The organism is Rhodanobacter thiooxydans LCS2, assembly GCF_000264375.1.
GTDB classification, from domain to species: Bacteria; Pseudomonadota; Gammaproteobacteria; order Xanthomonadales; family Rhodanobacteraceae; genus Rhodanobacter; species Rhodanobacter thiooxydans.
The window spans coordinates 49,394-62,214 of sequence record NZ_AJXW01000020.1; the positions used below are offsets into that span (position 1 = coordinate 49,394).

Here is a 12,821-nt window from a genome sequence, read left to right on the forward strand (position 1 = left end):
GTAGTCTTGGCATCACGTCGCCGACAGGGCCGAAAGGCACCCTCGACCAGACCTCAGGGTCAGGTTCACTTATCCTCCGCTCGGAAGTGAACCTGCCCCCGTTCGGTTGCTGCTTCCACCCCCATCCGGGCTACCGCTTGGAAAATCAGGGGTCGGAGCGCACTTTCTTCGTTGAACGAGTCTTGAAAGGGCGACCCTGACTCCTGTTTCAGTTCCAACGTACCGCCAAGCGCAGGAGGCGGCGACAGGAGTTTTCAGAGTGCACTTTTAAAGTCGACTCTGACCCCGGTTTTCGGTCGTACGAATGGACGCTCAATCGGCGTCGCCGTCGCCGTCACCGCCGTGTTCCTGCACGGCTGCCGCAGAGGGGCTGGCAGCGCCGCTGCCCGTGGGGGCGCCTTGCCATTGCAGCCACCAGAATCCCAGCACACCCGCCAGCAGCAGGATGGCTACCGTCCGCCACGGGCTGCGCACGCCGTCCGCGGGCTGGCCGGACTTGCGCCCGGTGATCATGGCGCGCACCAGGTTTTCGCGATGCAGCCAGCTGGCCAGCACCACGCCGGCAATGTGCACGCCCACGATCAGCAGCATCAGGTTGGCCGCCACCTCATGGGTTTCCGCCACCCATTCGCCGGCGAGGTCGTTGTACGTGGTCCAGCCCGACGCCGCGACGACCACGGTCAGGCCCAGCAGGGCCAGAATGGCCAGCGCACCGGCCGGGTTGTGTCCGGTGTGGTGTTCCGGCCGACCTTGCAGCAGGGCGCGCACGTAGCGGGCAATGGCCCGGGGGCCGCGCACGAAGGTGGAAAAGCGCGCGTAGCGCGTGCCCAGCAAGCCCCAAACGATGCGAAAGGCCACCAGGCCGGCCATGGTGTAGCCCAGGGAGACGTGCAGCAGGCGCCAGCGTTCGCTCTCGGCCGACAGGTAGGCGCCGGCAAAACTCAGCACCATGAGCCAGTGGAAGACGCGAACCGGTGCGTCCCAGACCAGGATCGGGGCGGCAGCCGGCGTGTGCGCGGCGGCGGGCACGGCGTCCTCAACGGGGGATGCGGACATTGTCTTCATCGAAGTCTCCCTGGTCGGCCGTGGTGTGGCAGGCGATGCAGTTCGATGCGCTCTTGATGGAGGCGCGTTTCCAGGTGGCGGCAGATACCTCGTCGTGCTTGTGGATGAACCAGGCGGTGCGCGTGATGCGATCCTGTGGTGGCTCTTCGCGAACGCGCTTGTAGGTGCCGGCGTGCGCGTTGATCCAGCCCGACAGTTCCTTGACCGTAGCCGGATCCAGCGAGGCGTCCGTACCGAAGTGGTTGGGCAGGTTGTTCATGATCCGGTTCCACGACGCCGCCGGCATCAGGCTGGGGGGATAGGCAACGTGGCAGGCGGAGCATTCTTCCTTGTATTTGGGCGTCAGGGGCACCATGCGACCGTTGCCGTCCGCCAGGGCCGGCAGGGTCGGCAGGGCAAGGCCACTGGCGGCGAGCAGCCCCAGGGCAAGTCGGCCCATCCGGGTGTGTCGTGGGTGTGGCATGGGAAATCCTCCGTGAGAGTGAATGGAAATGCGGGTCTTCAGGGCTTGAGCGTCATCAGCCAGCTCAGCACATCGGCTTTTTCGCCGGCGGTGCATTCACGGCTCAGCACGTCTTTGCAGTTGCGGCGGAACCATTTCTCGGTTTTGGCCGGATCGGTAAAGCGCTCGGGATTGAAGGCCGGCGCCATGGCGCCTATGGGCTTGCCGGTGGAGGCGTGCTTGCCGGCCTGGGTGGGGACGGCGCCGTGGCAGGAGGAGCAGCTCCACTCGCCACCGTGCTTGCTGGTGAACAGTTGCTGCCCGCGGGCGGGCGAGGCGGGAGCCCCGGCCTGGGCCGTATAACCGGCCAATTGCTCGGCGGGCGTGGCGGCCTGGGCGGCCTGGGCGGCGGGCGCGAGGGCGGCACAGGCCAGCGTCAGGGCGGCGAGCGCGCGCGGAAAAGTGGCGGACAGAGAGAACAGGTTCATGGCAACTCCTTTTTTGACAAGGGTGCCGCCGGGTTCTTAGGGTTTTCTTAAGCGGCCATGGGCACCCTCAGCCGCGCTTAAGCCGGGAGGGCCAATATCCAGGCATTCACCAGCAACCCCAGGGAACTCCCTATGCACACCTGCCCTCGATCGCTTCATGTGCCAGAATTTCAACGTGGTTTGCGCCGCGTTGGTGCCGGTTGTCCTGGCGACCTTGCTGTCGGTGCCGGTCAGCCTGGACGGCCATCCGGGCGAGTTCCCGGTAGTTGCCGCACAGAGTGATCGCTACATGAGCTGATCGGCGCCGCGTCTCGTAGCGCCGTGGAGTCCGCACGGCTGGGTCGCGTGTCCATTTGTCCTTGATCCGGGGCGCAAACTCGGCGTGAACACCGAATGCGCGTTTGCCTACCCACTGCCTTGTTGCCATGAATTTCATTGAACTTCCTGATGATCCCGAAGACACGCAACACAGCCCCGAGGAGCGCGCAGCGGCGGCGTCGCGCAGCACCTGGGTCAGCGTCGGCGTAAATCTGGTGCTGACCGCCACGCAGATCGTGGTGGGCGTGTTCGCCAAGTCGCAGGGCCTGATCGCCGACGGTATCCATTCGCTGTCCGATCTGGTGGCGGACTTCGTCGTGCTGTTCGCTGGCCACTACAGCAAGAAGGACGCTGACGAGGACTACCCTTACGGCCACCAGCGTTTTGAGACGGCGGCGTCGCTCGTGCTGGGCAGCCTGCTGCTGGCCGTGGGTCTGGGCATGCTGTGGTCGGCCTTTCGCAAGCTGGAGGCGCCGGAAACTGTGCAGCAGGTGCGTGTGGTTGCCCTGTGGGTGGCCGCGGGTGCCCTGGTGGCGAAGGAAACGCTGTTTCGCTACATGCTGTCCGTGGCCAAGCGCGTGAAGTCCAGCATGCTGGTGGCCAATGCCTGGCACGCCCGTTCCGACGCGGCATCGTCACTGGTGGTGGGCGTGGGCATTGCCGGCAACCTGGCGGGCTACCCCATTCTTGACCCCCTTGCCGCGCTGATCGTGGGTCTCATGGTGACCAAAATGGGCTGGGAGTTTGCCCGGGATGCCCTGCATGACCTGATGGATCGGGCAGTGGACGAGCAGGAAGTGCAGGCCATTCGCCAGACGCTGCTGGAAACCCCCGGTATCAGCGGCGTGCACGACGTGCGTACGCGCAAGATGGGAGACATGATCGTGGTGGATGCGCACCTGGAGGTGGAGGCGTCCATCAGCGTGGAAGCAGGGCACGACATTGCGGTGGCGGCCCGCCAGCGGGTGCTGCAGCGCCACCGGGTCCTCAACCTGATGACCCACGTGGACCCGTGGAAGCGCCCTGAATCGCCCAGGGGATAAGGGCGGGGGGATAAGGGGACGGAGGTAATTAAATCCGGAGAACTACCCCGATCCCTTTTCTTCAACGATAGCGAGATCGCCCGATGGATGATCCCTGGCCGCCTGCCGGCAACGCCCGATCCCTTGATGCTGGTCAATTGACGCCCGAAGGCAACTGATACGCTGAAGCACCTGGTTGATGGCGGAGCATGCCATGGCACAGACCCATGCACCCCCGGGCGAGGGCTGGAACGAGAAGCTGCCGGACGGCACGACCGTGCGGATCCGCTCGATCAGCGAGCAGGATGCGGAGCTTGAGCTGGAGTTCCTCACCCATCTGTCGCCCGCATTTCGCAGTTCGCGCTTTCTCGGCCTGGTCCGCGACCCGACGCCGGAGGTGGCGCGCGAGCTCACCCGTCTCGACCCGGCCTGTGCCGTGGGCTTCATCGCGCTGGTCCCGCACGAGGGGCGCGAGCGGGAGATCGGCGCCGCGCAGTTTCATGTCAATGCCGCGGGCGACCGCTGCGATGCTTCGCTCACGGTGAGCGGCGAGTGGCGACAGCGCGGCGTCGGTTCGCTCTTGATGCGCCATCTGATCGCCGCGGCAAGGGCACGCGGCATGCGGCACATGCGCGCCTATGCCCCGAGCCGATCCGGCGGCGGCGATCGCCTTGCGGCGAACATCGGATTCCAGCGCCGCCTGGATCCGCGGGATCCGGCCACGGTGATCTACGACCTGAGCCTGGAATAGCAAGCGATCAGAAGGGACGCGGCCGATTGCCGGTGGTCCGCGGCATCATCGGTCACGTTCCCCTTTCGCCGTTCCCGGCCGCCCTGGGCCTTGCAGGGCGCGGCGGCGCTTGCTCCACCAGCGCAGCAAGCCGTACGACAGGCGGGTCTTTTCCTGGCCGACCGGCAGGTCGGTGTGGGCGAAGATCCACGACGATTTGCTGAACGCGATCTGCTGGGCGGGGTAGACGCTGCGGTGGCCGATGATGAGATAGGCGGCGACGCAGGCGCCGGCGACGTACAGCGTCGAATCGGCGCCGAACAGCTCGATGCCCATCAGGATGGCGGCGATCGGCGCGTTGGATGCCGAGGCGACCACGGCCACCAGCCCCACCGCCGCACCCAGCGCCGGCGCCAGCCCCAGCAGGTGCGCGAGCGCGCCGCCCAGCACGGCGCCGATCACGAACTGCGGGGTCACGATGCCGCCATAGAAGCCCGAGCCCAGCGTGATCGCCACCAGCAGGGCTTTCCACAGGAAACCCAGGTACGGCATCGTCTCGCCGTGCAGGGCGCGTTCCATGATCGGCAGGCTCAGCCCGAGGTAATCGGACGGCACGACCATGACCAGCAGGGCCAGCACCACGCCACCCAGCAGCGGCACCAGCGGCGGCCACAGCGCGTAGCGATCGCGCAGACGCCCGAACAGCCGCCTCGCCTGCTGCAGCAGCTCGACGAACACCCACGCGGCCGCGCCGCACAGGATGCCGATCAGCACGGTTTTCAGGAACAGCAGCTCGGTGAAGTCGCTGATGAAGGCGATGTGGTAGTGGGGGTAGGGCACGCCCAGGTATTTGCTGACCTGGAACGCGGTGACGCCGGCCACGATGCCGGGGAACAGGAAGTCGTGGCGGATGCGGCCGATCGCCAGCATCTCCACGCCGTAGATGGCGCCGGCGATCGGGGTACCGAACACGCTGGCGAAGCCGGCACTTACCCCGCACGCCAGCAGCCGTTTGCGCAGCTCGGGGTTCAGGTGCAGCACCCGGCCGATGCCGGCCGCCAGACTGGCGCCGATGTGCGAGCACGGCCCTTCCTTGCCGGCCGAGCCGCCGCAACCCAGGGTGATCAGCGCGGCGACCGGCTTCACCCACAGGGTGCGAAACGGCATCCTGCCGTGTTGCTCGTTCACCGCCACGATCGGCGAGTCGCTGTAGCCGCTGCGGCTCAGCCGATAGCCGTAATGCAGCAGCAGGCCGTTGGCGAAGCCGCCCACGACCAGCAGGCTCATCTGCACCCCCAGCGGCACGGCGTAGACGTGGCCCTCGGTGGCGAACAGCAGGTGGAGAAAGATGCTGCAACCCACGCCGACCACGACGCCGGTCAGCATCGACAGCACCAGCCACTGCACCACGGTTGCCAGCATCACGAGCGGTTCGGCGAGGCGTAGGCGTGGCATGGGCGTGGCACCGGACCGGGTGATGGCGGGGCTGCAAGTATAGAGAGGCGCCCCCGGCTTGATCAGAAGCAGGGAAGGCCGGGGCCGGACGGTGCAGGGAAGCCGAGTCGATTTTTTCTTGTAACCGGACGCAGGCCCTAGTTGTTCCCGGTGAACACCGCCAGCTGCGCGGCGAAGGCGCGCTGGTAGGCCGGCCGCGCTTCGCCGCGGGCGACGTAGGCGGCAAGGTTCGGGTAGTCGTCCAGCAGACCCGAGGGCTTCAGCCGCTGCAGCGTGTGCACCATCATGAGATCGCCTGCGCTGAACGCGCCGTCGAGCCAGTCGGCCTCGCCCAGGCGCACGGCAAGCTCGCCCAGCCGGGCGCGGATGCGCTGCTTGATGAGCGGCAGGCGTTCGGCGGTCCATGGCTGGTCGGCTTCGGCAAACTTGGCGGTCTGCAGTTCGAGGATCGGCAGCTCCATCGTGTTGAGCGCGGCGAACATCCACATGATGGCGCGCGCCCGGGCATTCGCCTCGACCGGCAGCAGGCCCGCATGGCGCTCGGCGATATGGAACACGATGGCACCGGACTCGAACAGCGCCAGCTCGCCTTCCTCGTAGGTGGGAATCTGCCCGAACGGGTGCAGCGCGCGGTGCGCGGGGCTCTTCATCGCCTTGAACGAGACGAGGCGAACCTCGTAAGGCTGACCCGTTTCTTCCAGCGCCCAGCGCACGCGCATGTCGCGCGCGAGGCCGCGGCCGCGATCGGGCGAGCTTTCAAAGGCGGTGATGGTGGGGATCATGGGTGGCTCCTGGTGGCTTGATGGGCAACGACGCCCGGCTGGCTTGTTCGCTCTCCCCGAGGGAGCGGCCGACGGCGGCCGTCGTCAGCCGCGCCGTGCCGCCTCGATCGCCGCGATGTCGATCTTCGTCATCTCCATCATGGCGTTGAACGCGCGCTTGGCGACGGCGGGGTCCGGGTCGGTGACCGCGGCCATCAGCGCGCGCGGGGTGATCTGCCACGACAGGCCCCACTTGTCCTTGCACCAGCCGCAGGCGCTGGCCTGGCCGCCATGGTCGATGATCGCGTGCCACAGGCGGTCGGTTTCGGCCTGGTCGTCGGTGGCCACCTGGAACGAGAACGCATCGGTGTGCGGGACGCCGGGGCCGCCGTTCATGCCCAGGCAGGGGATGCCCATCACGGTGAACTCCACCATCAGCACGTCGCCCTGCTTGCCCGCCGGATAGTCGCCCGGCGCGCGGTGGACGGCGCCCACGGCGCTGTCCGGAAACGTGCTGGCGTAGAACGTCGCGGCGTCCAGCGCGGTGCCGTCATACCAGAGGCAGATCGTGTTCTTGCTGCGCATGTCGTTACTCCAGGTCCAAGGGCGGTGAGGGTGCCGTTCATGCCTGCGACGAATGGCGAGCGTGTGGATCGACACGCGCCGCGCGGCCGGGGGCGTGTTCCGACGGCGCAGGAGGGCGGTGTCTGCTCAGTAGAACCGGATGCCCGGCCTGAGCACGAGCTGGAAGATCAGCAGCAAGGCCACGACGGCGGCGAACAGGTAGGCGAGCGGCCAGGCGGTCGCCGCGCCGTTGGCCGCGGTCCCGCGCGTGCGCCCGGCCCCCGCCTGGATCCAGGGTATGCCGGGCAGCACCACCAGCAGCGGCACGAGGACGACCTCCAGCCACTCGCGCGGGATGCGGAACGGGATGACCAGCGCGCTGGCGAGCAGGGCGGGCAGCGTCACGGTCCGGAACACGAACCGCGTGCGGGCGCCGGGGCTGGCGATGGCTGCCGGCGAATCCGCGATCGCGAGCGCAGGCTGGCGCAGCAGCAGGGCAACCAGCGGCATCAGACCGAGCGCGAGCAGGCCGGCGCCGAGGCGTGCGCCGGCGTCGAACTGCAGATAGCCCATCGCCATGCCGACGTCGCTGCCCGGGCTGAGCGCTCCGACGACGACCTGCGGCAGGGCCATGAAGCAGCCGCAATAGGCCAGCCAGAACAGCACCAGCCGGGTGCTGCCCGGCCATGGCCGCGGGCGCCGCAGCAGCCACAGGCAGCACAGGCCGACCGTCAGCGTCGCCAGCGCACCGGTGCCCTGGAACAGGGCGGCGAGCGGGTTCGTGCCTTCCCAGCTGTGGTTGTTGTGGTACAGGGTCGGCTGCAGGCCAGGCGTGAGCGCCTTCGGCAGCACCAGGGCCAGTTCCTGTAGGAAGAACGTCAGGTTGAAGGCCAGCACGTAGAGCAGGGTCGAGGCTGCCGTGAGGCGCCAGCCCGGGGCGGAAGTCGCGGGCGCAGCGTGCGGGGCGCGGGCGTAGATGAACCCGGCCAGCCCGAGCGCCAGCGGGCCGGCGACGATCGTCAGCGCGGCGGTGGCGAGTATCCAGGTCGGTCCGGCAGCCATCTTTGCGCGTCTCCTCGAGGATCGGCAGGCATGGTGCCGACCCCTGTCCGCAGTGTCGATAGGCCGGAAGGCCAGGGGCGATTGCCGGTCGGGCCCGTGGCCGCCCAAGGTAAGGCTGCGCGGACGAGGCCCGGAGCAGGCGCTTGTCCGTCGCGAAAAAGGCGCTCTCGGCACGCTTTTACGCGCCGGTCGCCACCTCGATGCACAGGCACGGATCGAACTGTGGGTTCTCGTTCACCCCGCCGACGCTGTAGCCGCGCGGGTTGCATACCACCCGGGTGCCGTTCGCCATGTAGTCGAAACTGTCGTGGGTGTGGCCGTGGACCCACAATACGGCGCGGCCCATCAACGCGCTGCAGTCGGACACGAAGGCGGCGCTGACCGGCGAAGCGGCAAAGCGCGGATGCACGCTGCGCGGGGTTGGCGCATGGTGGGTGATGACCACGGTCGACCCGGCGAACGGCTCTTCCAGCACGGCCGCAAGCCAGGCGTACTGTTCGGCGAACAGCGCGGCGGCGTCGGCGGGGGTGAACACGCTGCCGTCGGCGTTGCGGATGGCGGCGAAGTCGCGCATGAACTGCGCCGACGCCGTCATCGCAAGGTCCTTGCCCTCGGCGCCGAACAGCTCGAAATCCGTCCACAGGGTAGCGCCCACGAAGCGCACGCCGCCGATCGTGCAGGTGCCCTGATCCAGCAGCTGGACGCCGTGCTCGCGGGCGCTGCGGGCCAGCGCCTGGCGCACGTGCGGGATCGCGCCGCCGTAGAACTCGTGGTTGCCAGGGACGTACAGCACCGGGCGACCCAGGCCGGCCGCCCACTGCATCGCCTCGACCGCCGGGCGCCGGATGTCGCCGGCAAGGATCGTCACGTCCGCCATCACTTCGGGCGGCGGCATACCGTGCACGCTCAGGTGCAGGTCGGACAGGATGTGCAGGCGCATGCGGTGCTCCGTTGTCGACTATCGCGGCGCGCCCGGAGCCGGCAGGCTCGGGCGCGTCGATCAGGCATCCGCGGTCTCGGCGGCGTAGGCCTCGACCAGCGGCTGGTAATTCTCCATCGCCAGGAAACCGGCGTAGCTGTGCTTCGCCGGGGTCGATGCCCAGGGCAGCCGGGCATCGGTGCAGGTTTCGATGAACGGCACGAAGTCGGCGTGTGGGTCGAGCACCGAAGGGCGCAGGTTGACCAGCCAGTCGAGCCCGGCCGGGAGGGTCATCACCCACGACTTGCAGAACGCACAGTACAGGTGGCTGTGTTCCTCCTGCAGGCCGCCGCGGACCAGTTCGCCGGCGATTACCTCCACGCCGTCGGCGGGCAGCGCCAGCGACAGCGAGAACGCGCTGCCGGTCATCTTCTGGCAGCCGTGGCAGTGACACGCCATGCTGAGCATGGCCGGCTTGGTGACGCGCAGGCGCACGCGGCCGCAGCGGCAGGTGCCGGTGGCGGGAAGCGCGGACGGATAGGGCATGGCGGATCCTCGACAGGAAGACAGATGCGGGGCCGTGGTGCATGGCTGGCTGGTTCGCCGGGCCATCGTCGCACCGACGGCTGGCGCGCCGGGTGCTGGCTTCGCCCGCGACGCCATCGTCACGCCGCCTTGGCCCGGGCGCACCTAGGCTGACCTGCATCCTGCCATGAGATGCCGCCATGCCGACACTACGCCTGCGCCTGACCGGAAGCGACGATGACGTCCGGGCCGTGACCAACCTGTTGCAGAGTCTGGACGGCATCGAGCGCGTGGAGGAGGTCGCGGACATGATGGATCGCATGGACGACGCGGATTCCAGCTCCGCGGGCCTGAGCGACACCCACGGCCCCGACGCGCACGAGCTGGAGATCGAGGCACCGAACCCTTCCACCGCGCGCAAGGTGCGCGAGGCGGTCGAGGCGCTGGCGTTCGAGCTGGATGCGCTGGTGGAGTTCGAGGAAGAAGAGGAGTGAGCGGCCGCGCGGCTAGGCGGGCAGGCTGACCACCGGCATGAAGCCGCCGAAGATCATGCGTTTACCGTCGAACGGCATCTCGCTGGCGCCCGGCATGCGCGGGTCCTTCATGATCCGTTCCATGCCGGCGTCGCGGCTGGCCTTGTCGGGCCATTCGATCCAGGAGAACACCACCGATTCGCCCGCCCTGGCCTGCACGGCGCGGCGGAAGTCGGTGAGCTTGCCGTCGGGCACGTCGTCGCCCCAGCACTCCACCACCCGGGTGGCGCCGAACTCCAGGAACATGGCGTCGAAGTGGCGGGCGTGCGCGATGAACTGCTCGCGGTTGGCGTCGGGTACGGCAATCACGAAACCATCGACGTAGGACATGGTGGTCTCCTGCGCAAAACGGCGGCCGGCATGGCCGCCTTCCTGCTGACGACGAACAGGCGCATGCGGAATCGACACGGGCCGGCGTCGATCAGCCGCGGCGCCGGTCAGTCCGGAATGTCCGCTTCCACCAACTGGCCCAACAGCAGCACCGATTCCTGCCAGCCCAGGTAGCGCTGCTCTACCGGAATGACCTCCGGCACGCCTTCCTGCACCACCTGCACATCGGTGCCGCAGGACACCGCGCGCAGGGTGATGGTGGTGGTCATCTCGCCGGGCAGGCCGGGGTCGTCGAAGCGTTCGCTGTAGCGGATGCGTTCGCCCGGCACCAGCTCGCGGTAGGTGCCGCCGAAGCTGTGTCCGTGGCCGCTGGAGAAGTTGGTGAAGGTCATCCGGTGCTGGCCGCCGACCCGTGCGTCGAGCTCGTGCACCTTGCAGGTGAAGCCATTCGGCGGCAGCCACTTGGCGATCGCGCCGGCGTCGAGGAAGGCGCGGTAGATCCGCTCGGGCGGGGCGCGCAGCACGCGGTGCAGGCGGAGCGTGTTCGCGGTCATGGTGGTTTTCCGTGGCGGAGGACGGCCCTCACCCTGCACGACAAACGCGCAGGGCGAAGATCGACCGCCGCGTGGCCCTACCTGGAGGTGACCGCTGCCGTCTCCGCCGCCGTCCACAGCCTGGCCTCCGGCTTGCCGCCCAGCATCTGCGCACGCACCAGCGGGACCGGCGGGCCGCCGTAGCTGAGGAACTGGTCGTGGAACGCCTTCAGCGCGTTCGGGCCCGGGTGTGCGGCGATCCAGTCTTGGCGCAGCTGCATGATCATCAGCTTGCCCAGCGTGTAGTTCAGGTAGGCCGGGTCGTAGGTGCCGCGGGCGGCCTGCTGGCGGGCGTTGCCCGGGTCCTGGAAGGCCTTGTCGCGGAACATCTGCTCGGACTGGGCGACGGTCATGCCGCCGGTGTGCAGGCCGATGGCGGAGAGGTAGCGCACGTCGCGCAGCAGGGCGTTGGTGAGCTGGCCGATATGGACCTCCGGCGTGGCGCCGTCCAGCCCGGCGTCGAACATCATCTCCTCGGCGTAGTGCGCCCAGCCTTCGGAGAAGGCGTAGCCGACGAACAGCTGGCCGAATTTCCAGTGCGCGCGGTTGGCGTGCAGGAACTGCAGGAAGTGCCCCGGCCACACTTCGTGCGAAGAGGTGAACAGCAGGTCGGCCTTGCCCGGTATGTAGGCCAACTGGTCGGCCTTGCTCCAGGCCGGGTTTGGCGGGGCGATGTAATACACCGACGGCAGGTTCTTTTCGTACGGGCCGGGGATCTCGATGTAGGCGAAGTTCCAGCGATTGAACGGCGGCGCTTCCTCGACCTTGGCCTGCTCGGGACCGGGAATGGTCACCAGGTCCTTGTCGACGATGAACTGGCGCAGGCCCGCGAGTTGCGCACGTGCGCCTTCCACGGCGCCGCCGGCCGGCTTGTGCGCACCTTCCTTGTCGACGCACGCGCTCAGTGATTGGCCCGGCGCAAACTTGTCGCAGGCGGCCTTGAGCGCGTCGAGGTTGCGCTGCAGGTCCGACTCGCCGATCGCCTTGAGCCGGTCCAGCGGCAGGTCGACCAGCTCGGTGGCGTGCAGCATCCGGGAGAACTTCGCCGCGCCCAGCGCGTAGTCGTGGGTGGCATGGGGCTGCTGCGCCTTCAGCCAGTCGGCGAGATCCTGCGTGGCCTTGATCGCGGCGGCGTTGGACGCCTTGAAGCGGGCCTGCAGGGCGTCATCCTTGACCCCGGCGAAGATCGTCGGGACGTCGTTGCGGAAGAAGCTCGCGAACCCGCCGAAACTGTTCACGCCCAGCTCGATGTACGTCGCCGGCAGCGGCAGTTTGAAGTTCGCCTTGATCTGGGCGATCGCCTTGGGCAGCGCTTCCTGATAGGCGACGAACGCCGCCATGCGTTGCGGCAACGGCGCGTAGGGGCGTGTCAGGTACATGCTGGGCGACAGGTCGCCGGCGTAGAAGGCCGGGTTGCTGTACGGGAAGCCGGAGTCCTCCAGCCAGAACAGCTGGCCGTCGATCACCGCGAGCACGTAGTCGCGGTGGAAGCGGCCGCTCTGGTCGAGCCGGTCGTCGCCGAACGCGGCGAACCGGTTGCGCTCGGCATGCAGCCAGTCGGCATCCGCCTTCAGCGCGGTCGCACTGTAGTCGGGCAGCTTGCCGTCGAACTCGTGCTTGCCGGCGTTGGCGGCAAAGGTGGGGTAGCGCTTGAACATGCCGTCGATGAAGCCGTCGACGGCGGCATCCAGCCTGGCATTGTCGCTGGCCGTTGCCACGCTGGCAGGCGGTGTAGCGGCGGCGGGCGTGCGGGGAGCTTCCCGGTTGCAGCCGGCAACGAGTGCGGCGGTCGCCGCGGCGCACAGCGTGATGAGGTGGATCGGACGCATGCAGGTGGCTCCGTGGTAAGGACTGTCGAGAGTAGGTAGCGCGGTGGTCGAGTGCAACCTGCTTCGCGTCGATGTGCGGGCCTGCCTGGATCGGGTAGCGATGTCGCTTTGGCGGTGGGTGCGCACAAGCCCGCATCGGAAGGGCTGGCGGTTCCTGCCCGCCAACTGGCGGGTGATACTGGGCC

General features: G+C 68.1%; 16 protein-coding genes. 4 read left to right on the forward strand and 12 right to left on the reverse strand.

From position 1 onward, the window contains the following. Positions 1-312: 312 nt before the first annotated feature. Genes UUA_RS04585 through UUA_RS04595 form a run of 3 tightly spaced genes read right to left on the reverse strand, consistent with a single transcriptional unit; the run spans position 313 to position 1,995 of the window. Positions 313-1,065: a cytochrome b/b6 domain-containing protein gene (locus UUA_RS04585; RefSeq protein WP_039953575.1), complete on the reverse strand. Its 753-nt coding sequence runs from the start codon at positions 1,063-1,065 to the stop codon at positions 313-315. Further along, entirely contained in the window at positions 1,037-1,528 is a 492-nt protein-coding gene (locus UUA_RS04590; RefSeq protein WP_202946892.1) for a diheme cytochrome c, read from the reverse strand. The genes UUA_RS04585 and UUA_RS04590 overlap by 29 nt, the downstream gene beginning before the upstream one ends. 38 nt (positions 1,529-1,566) lie before the next feature. Continuing rightward, positions 1,567-1,995, reverse strand: coding sequence for a DUF1924 domain-containing protein (locus UUA_RS04595; protein ID WP_008434676.1), 429 nt, complete (start codon positions 1,993-1,995; stop codon positions 1,567-1,569). Positions 1,996-2,152: 157 nt separating this feature from the next. On the opposite strand from UUA_RS04595, the gene UUA_RS19245 reads away from it, so the two are divergent. The 3 genes from UUA_RS19245 (at position 2,153) to UUA_RS04605 (ending at position 4,086) form a co-directional block, all read left to right on the forward strand. After that, positions 2,153-2,293, forward strand: a complete 141-nt coding sequence (locus UUA_RS19245) for a hypothetical protein (RefSeq protein ID WP_155943234.1) — start codon at positions 2,153-2,155, stop codon at positions 2,291-2,293. A gap of 103 nt (positions 2,294-2,396) precedes the next feature. Then, the gene (locus tag UUA_RS04600) at positions 2,397-3,356 is read left to right on the forward strand and encodes a cation diffusion facilitator family transporter (RefSeq protein WP_202946893.1); all 960 of its coding nucleotides are present in this window, start codon (positions 2,397-2,399) and stop codon (positions 3,354-3,356) included. Positions 3,357-3,549: 193 nt separating this feature from the next. Further along, positions 3,550-4,086, forward strand: a complete 537-nt coding sequence (locus tag UUA_RS04605; protein ID WP_039953576.1) for a GNAT family N-acetyltransferase — start codon at positions 3,550-3,552, stop codon at positions 4,084-4,086. Between the two features lie 45 nt (positions 4,087-4,131). On the opposite strand, the gene UUA_RS04610 is transcribed toward UUA_RS04605, so the two are convergent. The 6 genes from UUA_RS04610 to UUA_RS04635 all read right to left on the reverse strand — a co-directional run bounded on the left by UUA_RS04610 (position 4,132) and on the right by UUA_RS04635 (position 9,372). Beyond that, positions 4,132-5,520, reverse strand: a complete 1,389-nt coding sequence (locus tag UUA_RS04610) for a chloride channel protein (RefSeq protein WP_008434681.1) — start codon at positions 5,518-5,520, stop codon at positions 4,132-4,134. 137 nt (positions 5,521-5,657) lie between these two features. Beyond that, positions 5,658-6,302, reverse strand: coding sequence for a glutathione S-transferase family protein (locus UUA_RS04615; protein WP_008434683.1), 645 nt, complete (start codon positions 6,300-6,302; stop codon positions 5,658-5,660). An 84-nt stretch (positions 6,303-6,386) separates the two neighbouring features. Beyond that, a complete protein-coding gene (locus UUA_RS04620; protein WP_008434685.1) occupies positions 6,387-6,866 on the reverse strand; it encodes a VOC family protein in 480 nt (159 codons plus the stop codon). Between the two features lie 126 nt (positions 6,867-6,992). Next, complete coding sequence (locus tag UUA_RS04625; RefSeq protein WP_008434688.1) at positions 6,993-7,907, reverse strand: hypothetical protein; 915 nt, start codon at positions 7,905-7,907, stop codon at positions 6,993-6,995. A gap of 178 nt (positions 7,908-8,085) precedes the next feature. Then, positions 8,086-8,847 carry a metallophosphoesterase gene (locus UUA_RS04630; protein WP_008434689.1) on the reverse strand — a complete coding sequence of 254 codons (762 nt, stop codon included), beginning with the start codon at positions 8,845-8,847 and terminating at the stop codon, positions 8,086-8,088. Between the two features lie 60 nt (positions 8,848-8,907). Next, positions 8,908-9,372, reverse strand: a complete 465-nt coding sequence (locus UUA_RS04635) for a GFA family protein (protein ID WP_008434691.1) — start codon at positions 9,370-9,372, stop codon at positions 8,908-8,910. A gap of 179 nt (positions 9,373-9,551) precedes the next feature. Here UUA_RS04635 and UUA_RS04640 point away from each other — a divergent pair, with 179 nt between their 5' ends. Next, positions 9,552-9,845 carry a hypothetical protein gene (locus tag UUA_RS04640; RefSeq protein WP_008434692.1) on the forward strand — a complete coding sequence of 98 codons (294 nt, stop codon included), beginning with the start codon at positions 9,552-9,554 and terminating at the stop codon, positions 9,843-9,845. 12 nt (positions 9,846-9,857) lie between these two features. Here UUA_RS04640 and UUA_RS04645 read toward each other — a convergent pair whose 3' ends face one another. The 3 genes from UUA_RS04645 to UUA_RS04655 all read right to left on the reverse strand — a co-directional run bounded on the left by UUA_RS04645 (position 9,858) and on the right by UUA_RS04655 (position 12,636). Further along, positions 9,858-10,214 carry a DUF1428 domain-containing protein gene (locus tag UUA_RS04645; RefSeq protein WP_008434693.1) on the reverse strand — a complete coding sequence of 119 codons (357 nt, stop codon included), beginning with the start codon at positions 10,212-10,214 and terminating at the stop codon, positions 9,858-9,860. A 107-nt stretch (positions 10,215-10,321) separates the two neighbouring features. After that, complete coding sequence (locus tag UUA_RS04650; protein WP_008434695.1) at positions 10,322-10,768, reverse strand: SRPBCC family protein; 447 nt, start codon at positions 10,766-10,768, stop codon at positions 10,322-10,324. Positions 10,769-10,845: 77 nt separating this feature from the next. Then, entirely contained in the window at positions 10,846-12,636 is a 1,791-nt protein-coding gene (locus tag UUA_RS04655) for a DUF885 domain-containing protein (RefSeq protein ID WP_008434697.1), read from the reverse strand. Positions 12,637-12,821: the final 185 nt, after the last annotated feature.

Excerpts from the sequence above, each read along its gene's own strand:
- UUA_RS04585 (WP_039953575.1), bottom strand. The coding sequence starts at position 1,065 with ATGAAGACAATGTCCGCATCCCCCGTTGAGGACGCCGTGCCCGCCGCC.
- UUA_RS04590 (WP_202946892.1), bottom strand. The coding sequence starts at position 1,528 with ATGCCACACCCACGACACACCCGGATGGGCCGACTTGCCCTGGGGCTG.
- UUA_RS04595 (WP_008434676.1), bottom strand. The coding sequence starts at position 1,995 with ATGAACCTGTTCTCTCTGTCCGCCACTTTTCCGCGCGCGCTCGCCGCC.
- UUA_RS19245 (WP_155943234.1), top strand. The coding sequence starts at position 2,153 with ATGTGCCAGAATTTCAACGTGGTTTGCGCCGCGTTGGTGCCGGTTGTC.
- UUA_RS04605 (WP_039953576.1), top strand. The coding sequence starts at position 3,550 with ATGGCACAGACCCATGCACCCCCGGGCGAGGGCTGGAACGAGAAGCTG.
- UUA_RS04610 (WP_008434681.1), bottom strand. The coding sequence starts at position 5,520 with ATGCCACGCCTACGCCTCGCCGAACCGCTCGTGATGCTGGCAACCGTG.
- UUA_RS04615 (WP_008434683.1), bottom strand. The coding sequence starts at position 6,302 with ATGATCCCCACCATCACCGCCTTTGAAAGCTCGCCCGATCGCGGCCGC.
- UUA_RS04620 (WP_008434685.1), bottom strand. The coding sequence starts at position 6,866 with ATGCGCAGCAAGAACACGATCTGCCTCTGGTATGACGGCACCGCGCTG.
- UUA_RS04625 (WP_008434688.1), bottom strand. The coding sequence starts at position 7,907 with ATGGCTGCCGGACCGACCTGGATACTCGCCACCGCCGCGCTGACGATC.
- UUA_RS04630 (WP_008434689.1), bottom strand. The coding sequence starts at position 8,847 with ATGCGCCTGCACATCCTGTCCGACCTGCACCTGAGCGTGCACGGTATG.
- UUA_RS04635 (WP_008434691.1), bottom strand. The coding sequence starts at position 9,372 with ATGCCCTATCCGTCCGCGCTTCCCGCCACCGGCACCTGCCGCTGCGGC.
- UUA_RS04640 (WP_008434692.1), top strand. The coding sequence starts at position 9,552 with ATGCCGACACTACGCCTGCGCCTGACCGGAAGCGACGATGACGTCCGG.
- UUA_RS04645 (WP_008434693.1), bottom strand. The coding sequence starts at position 10,214 with ATGTCCTACGTCGATGGTTTCGTGATTGCCGTACCCGACGCCAACCGC.
- UUA_RS04650 (WP_008434695.1), bottom strand. The coding sequence starts at position 10,768 with ATGACCGCGAACACGCTCCGCCTGCACCGCGTGCTGCGCGCCCCGCCC.
- UUA_RS04655 (WP_008434697.1), bottom strand. The coding sequence starts at position 12,636 with ATGCGTCCGATCCACCTCATCACGCTGTGCGCCGCGGCGACCGCCGCA.